At 38.8% G+C, this 15,328-nt stretch carries 15 protein-coding genes; 3 read left to right on the top strand and 12 right to left on the bottom strand.

Features of this window, described 5'->3' with window-relative positions:
• Window positions 1–16 precede the first annotated feature (16 nt).
• Window positions 17–547, top strand: coding sequence for a GbsR/MarR family transcriptional regulator (locus WYK_RS16610; RefSeq protein ID WP_040375609.1), 531 nt, complete (start codon window positions 17–19; stop codon window positions 545–547).
• Between the two features lie 701 nt (window positions 548–1,248).
• On the opposite strand, the gene WYK_RS16605 is transcribed toward WYK_RS16610, so the two are convergent.
• The 6 genes from WYK_RS16605 to WYK_RS16580 form a co-directional block, all read right to left on the bottom strand.
• Window positions 1,249–2,757: a class I adenylate-forming enzyme family protein gene (locus WYK_RS16605; protein WP_040375591.1), complete on the bottom strand. Its 1,509-nt coding sequence runs from the start codon at window positions 2,755–2,757 to the stop codon at window positions 1,249–1,251.
• A 125-nt stretch (window positions 2,758–2,882) separates the two neighbouring features.
• Window positions 2,883–3,656 (bottom strand): enoyl-CoA hydratase/isomerase family protein, encoded by a 774-nt coding sequence (locus WYK_RS16600; protein ID WP_040375590.1) that lies wholly within the window; start codon window positions 3,654–3,656, stop codon window positions 2,883–2,885.
• 63 nt (window positions 3,657–3,719) lie between these two features.
• Window positions 3,720–4,490, bottom strand: coding sequence for a 3-hydroxyacyl-CoA dehydrogenase (locus WYK_RS16595; RefSeq protein WP_040375589.1), 771 nt, complete (start codon window positions 4,488–4,490; stop codon window positions 3,720–3,722).
• A 269-nt stretch (window positions 4,491–4,759) separates the two neighbouring features.
• Window positions 4,760–6,679 (bottom strand): sigma-54-dependent Fis family transcriptional regulator, encoded by a 1,920-nt coding sequence (locus WYK_RS16590; RefSeq protein ID WP_040375588.1) that lies wholly within the window; start codon window positions 6,677–6,679, stop codon window positions 4,760–4,762.
• A gap of 66 nt (window positions 6,680–6,745) precedes the next feature.
• Window positions 6,746–7,411, bottom strand: coding sequence for an NAD(P)H-binding protein (locus WYK_RS16585; RefSeq protein WP_040375587.1), 666 nt, complete (start codon window positions 7,409–7,411; stop codon window positions 6,746–6,748).
• A 34-nt stretch (window positions 7,412–7,445) separates the two neighbouring features.
• Window positions 7,446–8,018 (bottom strand): histidine phosphatase family protein, encoded by a 573-nt coding sequence (locus WYK_RS16580; protein WP_040375608.1) that lies wholly within the window; start codon window positions 8,016–8,018, stop codon window positions 7,446–7,448.
• Window positions 8,019–8,320: 302 nt separating this feature from the next.
• Here WYK_RS16580 and WYK_RS16575 point away from each other — a divergent pair, with 302 nt between their 5' ends.
• The gene (locus tag WYK_RS16575; RefSeq protein WP_081704925.1) at window positions 8,321–9,253 is read left to right on the top strand and encodes a MerR family transcriptional regulator; all 933 of its coding nucleotides are present in this window, start codon (window positions 8,321–8,323) and stop codon (window positions 9,251–9,253) included.
• Between the two features lie 25 nt (window positions 9,254–9,278).
• Here the strand turns inward: WYK_RS16575 and WYK_RS16570 are convergent, their stop codons facing one another.
• From WYK_RS16570 to cls, 4 genes are all read right to left on the bottom strand, one after another.
• Window positions 9,279–9,557: an HNH endonuclease gene (locus tag WYK_RS16570; protein WP_040375585.1), complete on the bottom strand. Its 279-nt coding sequence runs from the start codon at window positions 9,555–9,557 to the stop codon at window positions 9,279–9,281.
• Window positions 9,558–9,577: 20 nt separating this feature from the next.
• Entirely contained in the window at window positions 9,578–9,973 is a 396-nt protein-coding gene (locus WYK_RS16565) for a hypothetical protein (protein WP_040375584.1), read from the bottom strand.
• A 19-nt stretch (window positions 9,974–9,992) separates the two neighbouring features.
• Complete coding sequence (locus WYK_RS16560; protein ID WP_051387601.1) at window positions 9,993–10,802, bottom strand: exodeoxyribonuclease III; 810 nt, start codon at window positions 10,800–10,802, stop codon at window positions 9,993–9,995.
• Between the two features lie 106 nt (window positions 10,803–10,908).
• The gene (cls, locus tag WYK_RS16555) at window positions 10,909–12,414 is read right to left on the bottom strand and encodes a cardiolipin synthase (RefSeq protein ID WP_040375583.1); all 1,506 of its coding nucleotides are present in this window, start codon (window positions 12,412–12,414) and stop codon (window positions 10,909–10,911) included.
• 147 nt (window positions 12,415–12,561) lie between these two features.
• On the opposite strand from cls, the gene WYK_RS16550 reads away from it, so the two are divergent.
• A complete protein-coding gene (locus tag WYK_RS16550; RefSeq protein WP_040375582.1) occupies window positions 12,562–12,777 on the top strand; it encodes a hypothetical protein in 216 nt (71 codons plus the stop codon).
• On the opposite strand, the gene glgA is transcribed toward WYK_RS16550, so the two are convergent.
• Entirely contained in the window at window positions 12,760–14,193 is a 1,434-nt protein-coding gene (gene glgA, locus WYK_RS16545) for a glycogen synthase GlgA (RefSeq protein WP_040375581.1), read from the bottom strand. The two genes, WYK_RS16550 and glgA, sit on opposite strands and share 18 nt — an antisense overlap.
• Window positions 14,194–14,209: 16 nt before the next feature.
• Window positions 14,210–15,316: a glucose-1-phosphate adenylyltransferase subunit GlgD gene (glgD, locus tag WYK_RS16540; protein WP_040375580.1), complete on the bottom strand. Its 1,107-nt coding sequence runs from the start codon at window positions 15,314–15,316 to the stop codon at window positions 14,210–14,212.
• Window positions 15,317–15,328: the final 12 nt, after the last annotated feature.

The following is a 15,328-nucleotide window of genomic DNA, read 5'->3' as shown; positions in this document are numbered from 1 at the left end:
TTTGGATACTAATTGGATGATGAAAATTGAACAGCACTTCATTGAGCAAAGCGCGGACAATATGGAGGTCTACGGTTTATCAGTAACGGTTGGCCGTGTCCTTGGAATCATTCAGATGAAGCAAATGCCCATGACACTGAATGAATTATCAGACGCTACCGGCATGAGTAAAACGCGAATGAGCCAGGTTGTCAGAGAAATGCTTGAACTGAATGTTGCTGACAAGGTCTTTATAAAAGGCAGCAGGCAGGATGTGTATAATGTCGAGCCTGATCATTATCAAAATTTCATTTCGCTCTTTTGTGTGACATGGGGCCGAATGGTTAGAAAATCTCGAATCGCTGAAAAAAGAATGTATCAAGAATTAATAAAAATGATTGAACAAGGTGAGTTGACTGAAGAGGAATTAACGAAGGTTCAACATTATGCTGCACAATCAAAAAAACTTCTCGCATACTATGAATGGCTCAGCCGATTGATTGAGTTCTTTGACAGCGATGAAATCTTTACTCATATCCCAAAGATTGAAAAGGATAAATCAAAATAGATTACCATATATAGAGAGATTTTTGAGCAGCCGTTACTAATGCCTTGATTACTTTAATAAAAAAGAAAAAGGACTCCTTAGAAGGAATCCTCAGACTGTAGACAAACTCGAGTGAGATTTAAAATTGAGATGTTGATTTCCATTCCAGGCGCTTCGTGCTTTATGCTCTATTTGAGCTATCTCTATAAAAAGTTTAGAATGGGATAAAATTCCTCACAAAGAAAGGAGAATTTACTTGGTAGATTTAATATTGGCCTTTATTTTCACTTTCCTAATCGTGTTTGTAATTAGTTACTTAGGACATAGACTTTTATTAACCGAAGAAAAAACTCTGGGACAAAGAAATTTAATGATTTTACTACTACAATCGCTTGTAATTACTCTAGTTCTACAAATAATTTAAGCTATTTGTAATTCGGGCGGTGAGCCCGCAGGAGTCTTCACGCCAACACTCCCATCAACTGACTTTCTAAACTTAAAAGTAAAAGGCTTATTTTTTTGAGGTGATAAGAAGTATTTTCGAAAACCAAATTGAAATGGTAACACTAGACCAGCTTGTTCCCGCAGGCCTAGTTGGTCCGAAAAATGCAAAAGAGGTTCGGAATGAAACCATTCCGAACCTCTTTTTTCTACAAACTGAGGACTCCTTAGAAGGAGCCCTTTTTTGGTTGATTCTCATTTGTAATCGTTTTCATTTAAAATTATAGATTTATGGTTTCTTTATCAAGCTTTTTCAGGGCTGTTTTGAGCATTTTACCTGTTCCTGACTTTGGAATTTCTTTTATGAAGATAATATAATCAGGTGTTTTATAATGAACTAGCTTCTGTTTGCAGTATTCTCGTAGTTCCTCTTCTTCTTGTTCTGTTTTCGTTACTACATAAGCCGCAATTTTTTCACCGAACACGGGATCCGGTCGTCCAATGATTGCACATTCAATCACATTAGGATGTGTATAAAGGACTTCTTCTACCTCTCTCGGATAAACATTAAATCCGCCTCTAATGATCATATCTTTCATTCTGTCCACAATAAAAATATAACCATCTTCATCCGCATAGGCCAAATCTCCAGTATGCATCCAACCATCTCGAATTGCATTTTCTGTCTCCTGAGGCTGTTTATAATAACCCTTCATCAAATTCGGACCTCTAAAGATAATTTCTCCCACTTCTTTTGGTCCTACCGTATTCCCCTCAGGGTCCACTATTTTTAAGCTGACACCTGCCAGCGGAACACCGGTGGAACCAACCTTTTTAACTCCCTCTCTTGGCGAAGCGCAGAGCATTACGGTACTTTCAGTTAATCCGTAGCCTTCCGATATATCAACACCCATTAATTGTTTGACTTTATCAATCACTTCTGCGGGAAGGCTGGCTCCTCCTGACCCGGCAATGCGAAGTGCAGAAAAATCGAGATCTTTAATATTCGGTGAGTGGATAAACATGGTATACATGGTTGGAACCCCTAAGAAAATATTAATCTTGTTTTTAGCAAGCTTATCAAGGATTGACACCGGTTCAAATCGTTCTTCAATATAAATCGTTCCTCCATGGGCAATATTGGCTAATCCCCCTTGCAGCTTAGCATATGCATGGAATAGAGGCAGCACACAAAGAATACGATCGCCTGGTTTTACTGAATTCGTCACCGCAGCTGCAATGGCCATCCAATTTAAGTTTGCGTGGGTAATCATTGCACCTTTTGGAAATCCAGTCGTTCCTGATGTATAGATAATTTGTGCGGTTTCAGACCCATAACGCGGAACAAAATTCTCCATTTCAGGATATGTCAGAAGCGATGCCCAAGAATGTTCGTCTGAGTCACCAAAGCAGATGATTTCTTTCACGCTGGTTAACTCGTTTTTAACACGTTGAATAACAGAAAGAGACATCTCCTCCAACACTAGATATTCAGAATCAGAGTCATTGAGGATGTAGGCGACCTCAGCTTCCTTAAATAATGGGTTCAGGGGCACAACTGTCCCTCCGTTTGCTAAGATAGCAAAATAGGTAATAATATATTCCGGCTTATTCGACATCATTAAACCGACCTTTGTATCTAAGGTTACACCAAGAGCCTTGAGTCCTGAGGCTGCTTTACGTACTCGTTTTCCTAGTTCTTGATAACTGATTTCCTGATCGCGAAAAACAAGGGCTGGTATCTCTGGATATCTTTCAACAGTCGATTGCAGCAATTCAATAATATTCATCCTTTTTACCCCCAACAAAATTAGTTTTTTCAAACAGCAAGTTCGTACGTATTGCACCTTTCACATCGCTGTTTAGTCTCAAAATGTTGGTATTGTAAGGCGATTTCTGAAAAGCTGATTGGAAATCAGCGATTAAACTGTGGTGTGCGTTTTTCCAAAAATGCTTGAACACCTTCTTTGGCACCCTTAGTTTGAAAGACTTCCTGAAATAAGTCTGACTCCAGCTGAATCGCATCTGCAATCGGTTTTTCCATTCCTTCATCAACTGCTTGCTTAATCATTGCCAAGGCATCAAGAGAATGGCGCGCTATCCGCTTGGCAAGCTTACCTGCCTCTTCCATGCCCTTTCCTTTTGGTACAACTGTACTAACTAAACCAATCTCTTTGGCTTCCTGAGCTGTTAACGGGTCACCGGTAAACATAAGTTCCTTAGCTTTTGTTTTCCCTATTAAGCGGGGCAGACGCTGTGTCCCACCTCCTCCAGGAAAAATGCCTAATTTAATTTCAGGAAGACCAATCTGAACATGTTCTTCGGCAATTCTAAAATCACATGTCAGTGCTAATTCACAACCACCGCCAAGTGTAATACCGTTTAACATCGCGATAGTTGGTTTATGAAGTGATGCTATTAGGTTAAGCGTCTCATGTGTTTTAATCGAGCCAGACTTCATGTTTCCGCCAAGCTTTTCAGGAAACTCTTTAATATCTGCACCTGCCATGAATGCTCTGTCGCCAGCTCCTGTCAATATGACGACGATAATATCCGGGTCACTCGCAATCGTCGTAAAGACGTCATGTAACTGTTCAACCACTTTGCTTCCAAGTACATTCAAAGGTGGATTATTAATTTTAACTGTTGCGAATCCGTCCTGCTTTTCAAAAGTAACTAGCTTTTCCATTTTTCTCACCCTCATCTTTTAATTTCACAGAATCTAACACGGTTAAAAGTTCGTTTAGCGGATTTACTTTGGCTGCATTCTAATGGCACCGTCAAGCCGGATAACTTCTCCATTAAGCATCGTATTTTCGATGATTCCTTGAACCAGCTGTGCATATTCTTCTGGATAGCCCAGTCTCTGTGGGAAAGGTACCATGGCTCCGAGCGCTTCACGAACCTTATCTGATGCTGCTGCGAACAGCGGTGTTTCAAACAGCCCTGGGGCAATTGTCATACAGCGGATTCCGTAGCGAGCTAATTCTCGTGCAATTGGAAGCGTCATTCCTACAAGTCCCCCTTTCGAAGCACTGTATGCGACTTGACCAATTTGTCCATCAAAAGCGGCAACCGATGCTGTATTAATAATGACCCCTCTCTCTCCTTTTTCATCTGGTTCATTTAACGACATTCTTTCGACTGCTAGTCTAATAACATTAAATGTTCCAATTAAATTTACCTCAATAACTTTTTGGAAGGTTCCTAGATCATGAGCTACCCCCTTATTCAATACCTTAGATGCGGCTCCAATTCCCGCACAATTTACTAGTATCTGAAACTCGCCAAAATGTTCAACTGCTTGGTCAAGGGTGTGACGAACTTCTTCTTCACTTGTTACATTCGTTTTTACAAATAACACATTTTCATTGCCATGCTTTTCAATCAGTTTATTAGCTTTTTCTTCAGATAAATCGATGATTACGGCTTTTCCTCCTTGCTGAATAATGTTCTCGACTGTTGCTTCTCCAAGGCCAGACGCACCGCCTGTAACTAAGGCCACTTTATTAGAAATCTTCATTGTTAATCCCCCATGTTTTTTATTATTTTGCGAGTAGTTTCGTTGATTATGTGTATTGCCTGCACCAAACGACTATTTATGTAAAATTCAGGTTTCCTTTTGTTTTGACCACCCCTCCTCTTTCTATCTAAATAATATGCAATAACTATGCCAACAGACAAAATAATGTAAGCGGTTACTAAAATACCTATATACCCTTCTTTTATCGGTATTCTGTATCATGTAACAGTGTAACGGTGTAAACCATAATTGTGTAACAGTGTAACTGTTCATTGATTGAGCTTCATTTCATTAATTTCTTTAAGCTTCCTGTAGATAGTAACCCGAGAAACATCGAGAAATTGAGCTGTCTTGGTAATATTGCCCTCATTATTTTGAAGTGCACGAATTAGTTCTTGATGAGTAAACTGATTTTTTACCGTTTTATTTCGAGTATAACTATCTCCAGCTCCGCCTTCCTCTGCAAACATGTCTTCCGGCAAATCATTTATAGTAATCTCTGTTCCTTCTGCATAAAATGCGGCGTGTTCAATTGTATTTTTCAACTGACGAACATTTCCCGGCCATGGAAAGGCGTCAAAGAAATCTTTCACTTCTTCACTAATCGTTAATGGTTTAGCGTGGCCCCTTTGCTGGTTGAGAAAATGCTTAACCAGGATCTGAATATCGCCCCTTCGCTGTCTTACTGGTGGAATGCGAAGATGAATCACATTTAAACGATAATATAAATCTTCTCTAAAGTTTCCCGCATTCACTTCCTGCAGTAAGTTTTTATTGGTAGCGGCAATGACCTGTATATCAACCGGTACCGGCTTGCTTCCGCCTACTGGTACCACCGTTCTTTCTTCTAAAATCCTCAATAAAAATGCTTGTGCTTCAAGCGGCAGGTCTCCAATTTCATCTAAAAAAATGGTTCCTTGATGGGCTAATGTAAATTTACCAGGATTGCCCTTGGGATTAGAACCTGTAAAGGCACCCCCTGTATAGCCAAACATTTCACTAGCAGCCAGCTCACGTGTAACAGCACCACAATTAATTTCGACAAATGCTCCTTGACGGGTTCCATGAGCGTGTATAGATTGAGCAAACATTTCTTTTCCCGTACCTGTCTCACCCGTAAGTAGAACAGGCTTTTCGTAAAGTGCGGCTTTTTTAGCTAATGAGATAACTTTATGCATGTCCTGATGCTCCGTGATAATGGAGGAAAACTGGTATCTTGTTCCCTCTCTTTTTCTTTTTGAAGGAGCATCTCTCCTATTAACTTGATCAAATACGGCAATTCCTCCGTATAAATTAGCGCCTATTTTGTACGGCTGCACCCTTATTTTCCATTCTACTCCGTATTTAGTAAAGAGATTATCTGTTTGTGTCACAAATGGATTGCCTTCAATGAAGGTAGAGAATGCATCGCCTATTTTCAGCAAAAAAGCCTGTTGGGCCGCTTGATTAAAAAAGGTTATTCGCCCAGCATTATTAAAAACGGTAAACGGAGCTTTCGAATTATTAAACAGCGATTGCAGGGCAAAGTTATTATGCTTTATCAAGGTATCACTTATTTGCCGTTCAATCTTATGTCCAATGGTAACTGTACTGAATAGGTCCTGAACTCCCATAGTATTTTTTTCTTTTGCCAGTGTTAAGACACCGATAACTTCTCGTGTGAAGGGATCTCGAATAGGGGCTGCGGAAGTAAATAGATGATGTAAATTTCTACAAAAATGTTCCTCTGCAAATATTTGCAATGGTTTCTGTTCAAAAAGAGCTGTTCCGGCAGCATTTGTTCCCTGATTTTCTTCCAACCAGTTCGATCCTAAGGGTATTTGATTTTTAATACTATGGCTCGCAGATAGATGAATGAGGTTTCCTTCGGCGTTAATCAATCCCAGCACAAGCTCTTCATTTGATCTTGATTTGATGATTTGTGCTGTCAGAGGAATCGCAATATCCGTTAATAAATGGTTTTCTTCTTCTCTTTCTTGGCATGAAATTGATTCATTATGGAGGGGGACTGAATGGCTTAAAGGATCAAGCCCATACTGAAGACATCTTTTCCAAGATGATGTTATCGTAGTTCGCTGGTTTTTAGGAAACTTCCCTGTTTCTATTAAGTACTCCCAGTTTTCACGAATTTTCCTTTCATAATGAGGCTTATTATTCAACACTTCTTCATTAATTAATGAGTCAAACATAAGAACCTCCATTCCTGTTTATAAAGCACGGAACCAATGTTTCCGTGCTATTTAGTTGTACCATGGTTAACTTGAACCCATTCGCTCAATCTCTTTTGACGGATAAACGTGCATCCCTAGTTGGTCAGTCTGGGCGGATTTAAACATAGCAGCTGCAACGGTCGCGGCATGAATGGGGCGGTATGGCCGTAAAGGGCCAATCATGATTTTCGTAAGAATGCCGCTTGCTTTTCCCATCACTGCCTCACCTAGCCTGAATTCTTTTCGATCACCAAGCAGCAAAGAAGGTTTAAATATATGAAGTGAGTGTAATTTCATGCTTTTTAGGGTTTCCTCTACCTCTCCTTTGACACGGCTGTAGAATACGCGAGACTTTGGATCAGCACCAGCAGCTGTAATGAGTAACAGTTTTTCTATGTTTCCCCGCTTAGCTAGTTTAGCTGCTTCCACGACATACTCATAATCCACCTTCCGGAACGCTTCTTTGGTTTTTGCCGCTTTTATAGTGGTTCCTAAACAAATATAAACATCTTGTACTTGGAACAAATCTGCATATTTTTCGAGTTGTTCAAAATCAATAACCTGCTGATTTATCGTCTGATCCGAGAGATTAATCGGCCGTCGGGTCAGCAGATTAATGGTCTGATAATACTTTTTTGCGCTGATTAGTTTGACAAGTTCCGTACCAACCATTCCTGTAGCGCCTAAGACTAATGCTGTTTTTTGTGACATGTCTATTCCAGTCCTTTTTCGTTTGATTAGTCTATTATAACAGGTGTGCGGTTTGATTAAATTCGTGTATGTTCCAGCTGTTAAACTGAAATTCTATTTTACTTAAACAAGCATTCTGCAATCGTGTATGATTGGTTTCAATGATTCCGGAAGATAACCCATTTAATAATGCCTTAATAACAGCTCCATGAGCCACTAAAATAACTCGTTTATTCTTGTAAGCTTCTTGGATTTTGCATAATCCATCCATGATTCGGTTATCAAAAAGCTCCCGCTTCTCTTTATTTGGATATTGTTTATCAGGATAAGCCATCCGTTTTTCTGCAAACGTCATTCCTTCCGCATCGCCATAATCACGTTCAATAAATTCCACCATCGTCAGGATTGTCGGTTGTACGATGTACGAACTGATAATTTCGGCTGTTTCTACCGCCCGTTTAAGCGGACTGGATATAATAACATCCCAATCTGATTTAGCTAGATACATTCCACATTGGTTAGCCTGGGTTCTTCCATTATCGTTTAGGGGAATATCCGTCTTTCCCTGTAACCTGCCACAAGCATTCCAATCCGTCTCTCCATGCCTTACTAAACAAATGGTCGTAATACCCATCAATCCTTTCTTATTAACTAATAGTGGTTATTTATTATTATACATTTTTAACAGAATAATCAAACTATTTACCTGCAAAAATAGCAGAAAATTTTATCTTTCTTCTTCAAAAACTGCTGTTAATCAACACAACGCCAATATACCCCTCTATATTTCGGCTTTTTTTGCTTTTTTTGTGAAACTTGCAGTTTTTTCAAACGTTTTAAGAGCTTTTGTCACTCGGCAGGAATATCTAAAAGGGTTTGCAGAATATAGTCTACATCTAATTTTTTAAACTATTTCAATAAGGGGCTGACATGATGGTAAATGATTTGATTAACAGAGCTTATACAATACAAGATGTTGCTAAACGAATTAATACTGGTGTTGGTACGATTAGACAATGGGAAAAAGATTTGAAGGGCTTGTTAACTATTCCCCGTTCAAAGCAAGGAGCGAGGTTTTATACGGAAAAAGAAATTTCCATGCTTGAAAAAATTAAGGATATGCGGGCAAAAAATCTGAGTAAAGATATGATACGAATGATTTTAGAAAAAAATTCGGAAGAAAGTGAAGCCGCTGCAGGTCCTGTAGAAACTTTATTACCCGAAAAAGCGGCAACTGAACTTAAAACGAGTCCCCCAGAAACAGAAGAAACGGACTTTGAAAAGTTCTACTCAGCGATGGAATTATATAAAAAAGATTTACTGACTGATATTAAACAGGTTATGCAGGCTAATGTCCAAAGTATGATGGATGAATTAAAAAATGATATTTATCACGGCTCACTAGACACGGTACAGAGCGTTTCAAAATCAATTCAACGATCTAATGAAAAGAGGAAGGAAGAAATTAATCGACTGACAGATACGATTATCAATACACATGAACTTACTTCTGAAACGTATGGAACACTCACAACGAGCATTACTAAAGCTTCTGAAGAAACCATAGAACGACTCTCTAAAAAGATTACTAGATCATCAAAAGACTATAACAATACCATGAGTAAGGCTGCAATGACCGTTAAAGAAGCTCATAAAGAAATTCAAAACGTGTCCAATGTCTTTCATGATGAACAAGAGCATTTTGTGGAAACCATGACACAGAATCTAAAAGAATTAACGTTGGCCATACGCGATCGTGAGGATGCTTTTCAGGATATGGTTTCTTCTTTTAGAAAAGCTGCTGCAGGGAAGGATAAGAAATCATGGTGGAAACTTTTCGGTACAAAACCGTTGAAAAAATAAAACGACTTTCCGATGGAAAGCCGTTTCAGTATTTATGTTTTGATTTTCTTGTTCGCACAGCTGTCGATGCTGGTTGTTTTTTAACCCATTTTAGGTATTTTTTTAACTCTTCGTCATCTTGGAGAAGCTTGATTGTATAAAGTCTTATTCCTAGAACTCGATTTGAATAGAGTGCATGAATTTGTTTATGACAGGCTTTACAAAGCATGGCAGTCGGCATGTGACTGCCTCCTTCTTCTCTTGGTGTGAGGTGGTGAATGGTTAGTTCAATACCTTCCCTCTCGCAAAGTTCACAAGTACCCATCAATCAATCCCTCATTACCTTTAGTCTGGAATGACCGCATTCCCTTCTTCAACTATATGATAAAGCAAATGGGCTAAATGATGAATTGGGTCTGCTTCTTCACTTTCATCCTCTTCATCATCCATGTTCATACCTAATGTATATAACGCCAGAAACTCATAAAAATCTTTCATTTCAAAAGAGTAACAGCCATTCGGTTCTTCATTATCTTCTTCATATTGAAGAACAAGATATGAAATATTTCCTCCATCATCTTCTGCATCAAAGAACACGAAATAGCCCACGTTTGTGTCCAATTCAAACAAACGCCGTGTTCCGCGTGTAGTTGAAGTGGTAAATTCCTGCTCGGTTAATTTTTGAATCTGCATAACATCCACATTATCTTCTTGATGGAAGCTCACATTAAAGGTTTTCATAAGTTAAATCCTCCTCTTTTCACTCTACTTCTATAATCTGTCCACTTTTCAGGTTCATTATCGCTGTTTTTTCAGGAATATCCATTTCAAGACAGATTGGACAATGATCGCTTCCCAGCACCTCGGAATGGATCGATGCATCCTTTAATACAGGTATTAATGAAGTTGAAACGATGAAATAATCAATTCGCCAGCCAATATTACGTTCACGAACTTTACTCATATACGACCACCAAGAATAACTGCCTTCCCGTTCAGGATAGAAATAACGGAAGGTGTCCACAAACCCACAAGCTAATAAATCAGTCAGCTTGCCTCGTTCTTCTTCTGTAAATCCTGAATTACCTTTGTTTGATTTCGCATTTCGTAAATCAATCTCTTCCTTGGCAACATTTAAGTCCCCGCAGAAAACAACCGGTTTCAATTGATCCAGCTCTTGAAGATAGTCACGAATTTCATCTTCCCATTCAAGACGGTAATCCAGACGAGTTAAATCACGCTTTGCGTTTGGAACATATACATTAACCATATAAAAAGTCTCGAATTCCAGCGTAATAATTCGTCCCTCTGGTTCTTCCGTACGGATGCCAATTCCGTAACGAACAGACAATGGTTTTTCTTTAGTAAAAATAGCTGTACCAGAATACCCTTTTTTTAAGGCATAGTTCCAATATTGATGATAACCTGGTAAATCCAGCTCAATTTGTCCTTCTTGTACTTTTATTTCCTGCAAGCAGAAGATATCCGCATCGACAGTGTTGAAATAATCAAGAAAGCCTTTCCCTACACACGCACGAATTCCATTTACATTCCAAGAAATCAGCTTCATATCCTCTTAAAAACTCCTTGTTGCCTAATTATTTTTCTGACACTACACTACTATACTATTAATTTCTCCCGTTTCCTATATCCAAGCATTAATCTATTCGTTGAGCCTATAATACATCGGAAAATAACCGTGCAAACGACTCCTTTGACCGTTCCGCTAAGCTGCGTTGTTTATACTCACTTAACTCTACAAGTTCACTGTCGGCGATATCTGATTCATAATGTGAGACAAGATCAGCAATCGATGAGTTTTCTAACATGAATACATTTACCTCAAAGTTTAAATGAAAACTTCTCATATCCATATTTGCCGTACCAATAGAGGCCATGTCCCCATCAACAATTATGACCTTTTGATGAAGGAACCCCTTTGTGTAGGAATAAACCTCGACACCCTCATTAAGAAGTTCCGCAAAAAATGAACGGCTGGCATACTGAGTAAGAAATCCATCATTAATCTTCGGAATCATTAATCGTACTTGAACACCTTTTTTTGCCGCCACTTTCAAGGCAGCCCGTATCGCTTCATTCGGTACAAAATAAGGTGTAGCAATCCATATGGATTTTGTAGCACAAGAGAATAGCCCATAATAGAAATCACTCATAATTCCCTGCTGGGTGTCTGGTCCGCTGGCAACTACCTGAACCGCTCCATCCCCCTTTTTATCAGTCTGCTTGAGCTGTGGACGTTCAGTAAGTACATCTTCACCGCTTACATATTCCCAGTCCAACAGAAATACAGTATGTAGCGTGTAGACTGCTTCCCCTTCCACTTTCAAATGGGTATCACGCCAAAATCCAATTTCTTTATTTTTCCCTAAATACTCATCCCCAACATTTAGTCCTCCGACAAAACCAACCTTCCCATCAATGATAATAATTTTTCGGTGGTTTCGGAAATTTAATTTTTGATTAAAGAAACCATACTTTAGCGGAAGAAAAGGCTGAACATTTACCCCTGCATCTTTCAAATCTTGGATTGCTTTTTTATCTAACTTCATACTTCCAGCCGCGTCGAAGGTAAATAACACTTCTACACCGGCTCTTGCCTTGTCACTTAATATTTCCATGACTTTTTTTCCGATTCGATCCGACCGAAAAATATAGTATTCGATATGTATATAGTCCTGAGCTTTTTCTAATTCCGTGATGATTTCTGCAAATGTTTCCTTGCCGTTTTTTAATACCTTCGTATTCGTCCCTGTACTAAAGGAAGTTTGTGAAGTGTTTTTGGCAAAAGTAGAAAAGCATCTTTGATGGTCATTCAAAAAAGACAAATCGGGGTCCGTGATATCATTGACAAGATCCTTCCATTCTGCCCGGTCCTTTCTTCGTTTCGTTTTAAATAGATGTCCCTTTAAATATAACTGACCAGAAAATAGATAAAAAATGTATCCTCCAATGGGTAAGAAAACGAGAATCCCCATCCATAAAAGCGTATGATGTGAGGATCTATTCTCCAACATTAAAGAAAACAAAGTGATAAAGAGGGCGATTATATATAATGACCCAAAAAACAATTTGACCAGAAAACCTGCTGTACTAAACACCATCATGTACATAGATAATACTAAAATTAATAAGTAAATAAACTCACTGCGGCGTCTTCTCATGTCATCATCCCTCAAAATTATGTAGTTATTGCTATACGATTATATACCCATTGTACCTCTATATAGAAACCAACATACTCTGTACAATATGAGAAAAATAGTTATATAGTAAATAAGAAGTTAAAATTACTTGGGAGTGTGAGGCAAATGACCAAATCAAGAGCAGCAAAAATAAGAAAGAAAAACATGAATCAAGGATTGTATGATGTGACAAACAGCCGGGGAACTTGGGGTGAACTAGTTCCAATTGTTCGAAAAACGAAAACTAAGAAAGACACCCTACAAAAACTTGAAAGAAAACATAAAAAGAACCGTTTTCAGGAACAATCCGAAAACGGTCCTTTTTTATATTCCGTCCATTAAATCTTTATATAACGTAAGATACTGCTGCGAAGAGGCTGTCCAGCTAAAATCAAGAGCCATAACTCGCGCGACAAGGTCTTTCCACTTTTTAGGTTCAAAACGATATAGGGCAACTGCCTGTTCAATGGTATACAGCAGTTCATGAGCATTATAATTAGCAAAGCTAAAGCCATTTCCTTCTCCTGTAAATCGATTATACGGAATAACCGTATCCTTTAATCCCCCTGTTTCACGAACAATAGGCAATGTTCCGTAGCGAAATGCCAGTAATTGTCCGATTCCACAAGGTTCAAAGGCAGAAGGCATTAGGAACATGTCAGAACCCGCATAAATCTTTCTAGCCATTGTTTCATCAAAGTACAGTTGAGCGGACACTTTCTCAGGATATACATCCATAAAATACCTGAAAGAGTCCTCATAACGCTGCTCTCCTGTCCCTAAGACGACAAACTGTACATTCTGGCCCATCATTTCATGAAAGATATGGAGAATAAGGTCTATTCCCTTTTGATCTACCAGACGGGTAACGATTGATATAATGGGAACGTCATCTCGTACCGGAAGCCCAAGTATTTCTTGAAGATGCTTTTTATTGGCCATCTTCCCCTCACTATCCGTATAAGGCATAAAAATCTGTTCATCACGCTCAGGATTATAGGAAAAATCATCTATTCCATTAACAATTCCAGATAACTCAGTTCCTCTTTTACGAAGGAAACCGTCTAAATTTTCACCATAATAAGGAGTTTGGATTTCAGCTGCATAGGTTTTGCTTACGGTCGTTAGGCAATCTGCATAAGCTAGTCCAGCTTTAAGGTAGCTGACATTTCCATAAAACTCTAACCCATCCATATGATAATAAAGTTCACTTAAGTCTAATAAGTCTGATAAAACCGATTTTGAGTACACACCCTGATAACGCAAATTATGAATGGTAAAGACCGTTTTGATGTTTTCATAAAAAGGATGCTTTTCATAATGGGCTTTCAAAAGAACGGGAATCAGACCTGTCTGCCAATCATGGCAATGAATGAGATCAGGCTGATTCTCAAAATACGGTAAAGCCTCCAGTACAGCTCGAGAGAAGAAAGCGAAACGTTCGCCGTCATCCCCAAACCCATAACTGCCGTGACGTTTAAAATAATATTCATTATCAAGAAAATATACGGTAATCCCCTGATAATCATATTTTTCTATCCCACAAAATTTTGATCTCCAGCCTACTGGTACTTCAATACTCTTTATCCATTCCATTTGATCTTTATAATGCTGTGAAAGATCACCATATTTAGGTAAAACAACACTGACGTTTGCTCCTTCTTCGGTAAGTGATAGAGGGAGAGCGCCAATAACATCTCCGAGTCCCCCTGTCTTTACAAAAGGGGCACACTCTGATGCTGCAAATAAGATATTCATGCTCGTAGACCCTCCATTAAACGACTTCACCTTTTTTGATTACAGTGGGCTGCTGCCTGGCCGTAATCGTTTGTTCTTTCGTAATAATTACTTGTTTATCGGTAATAACATGGTCAATATGAACACCTTCTTCAATATCGCCCTTTTGCATAATAATACTATTTCTAACGACCGCACCCTTTTTCACTTTTACACCGCGAAAAATGATACTATTTTCAACCGTACCCTCAATGAAACACCCATTTGCGATTAGTGAATTAGACACTTTTGAAGATATTGCATATTTAGCTGGTGCTTCATGCTTTACCTTTGTGAAAACATCCCAAGAATTGTAGAAGTAGTCGTTAATGATATCGGGGTTAAGAAACTCCATATTGCTTTTGTGATACGTTGAAAGTGAATGTATGAACGGCATATGTCCAGCAAATTCATAGCCTTGAACTTGAAGGGATTTTAGATTAGCTTTTACTGCATCTTTCAGAAAATCGTATTCCTCATTCTCCACACATTTCTTTATTAAATCGATTAATAATTGTTTCCGTATCACATACGTTTCGAGGCATACATGATCACCAGTGGCAGGGGAAGTATACAACTCAATATCAAGTACTTCTCCTCTAGAATCAAGCGTACACTGATGATAAATTGGTTTTTGAACAGCTTCTCCATCATAATTCTTATAAAGGACCGTGATATCTGCTCCGGAATTTTCGTGTTCTTGGACCACTTCATTAAAATCGATTTTACTAATATGATGACCGGGCGCGATAATCACTGTATCAGCCGTAGCACGTTTGAAAAACTCTAGATGATCAAAAAATTGTTGAATATCTCCCTTGATTTGTTCATCGGGATGAATAGGCGGCAAAATGAACAACCCCTGGGAACGATGATCAAGATCCCATTCCTTTCCAGAACCGAGATGATCCATTACTGACCGGTACTTATCCTTTGTAAAAATAGCGACTTTACTGACACAGACATTCATAAAGTTCGACATGGTAAAATCAATCATCCGGTACCGGCCTCCAAATGGTACAGAAGCAAGACAACGATGATGGGTCAGCTCTTTTAATATTGGTCGTTCATTGACGAGATTAATTACACCCAGTACATTACTCATATAAGCTACCCC

The organism is Peribacillus psychrosaccharolyticus ATCC 23296, assembly GCF_000305495.1.
Classification (GTDB): domain Bacteria; phylum Bacillota; class Bacilli; order Bacillales; family DSM-1321; genus Peribacillus; species Peribacillus psychrosaccharolyticus.
The sequence above is the reverse complement of the archived record's forward strand: the minus strand, read 5'-3'. Positions and strand labels throughout refer to the sequence as shown.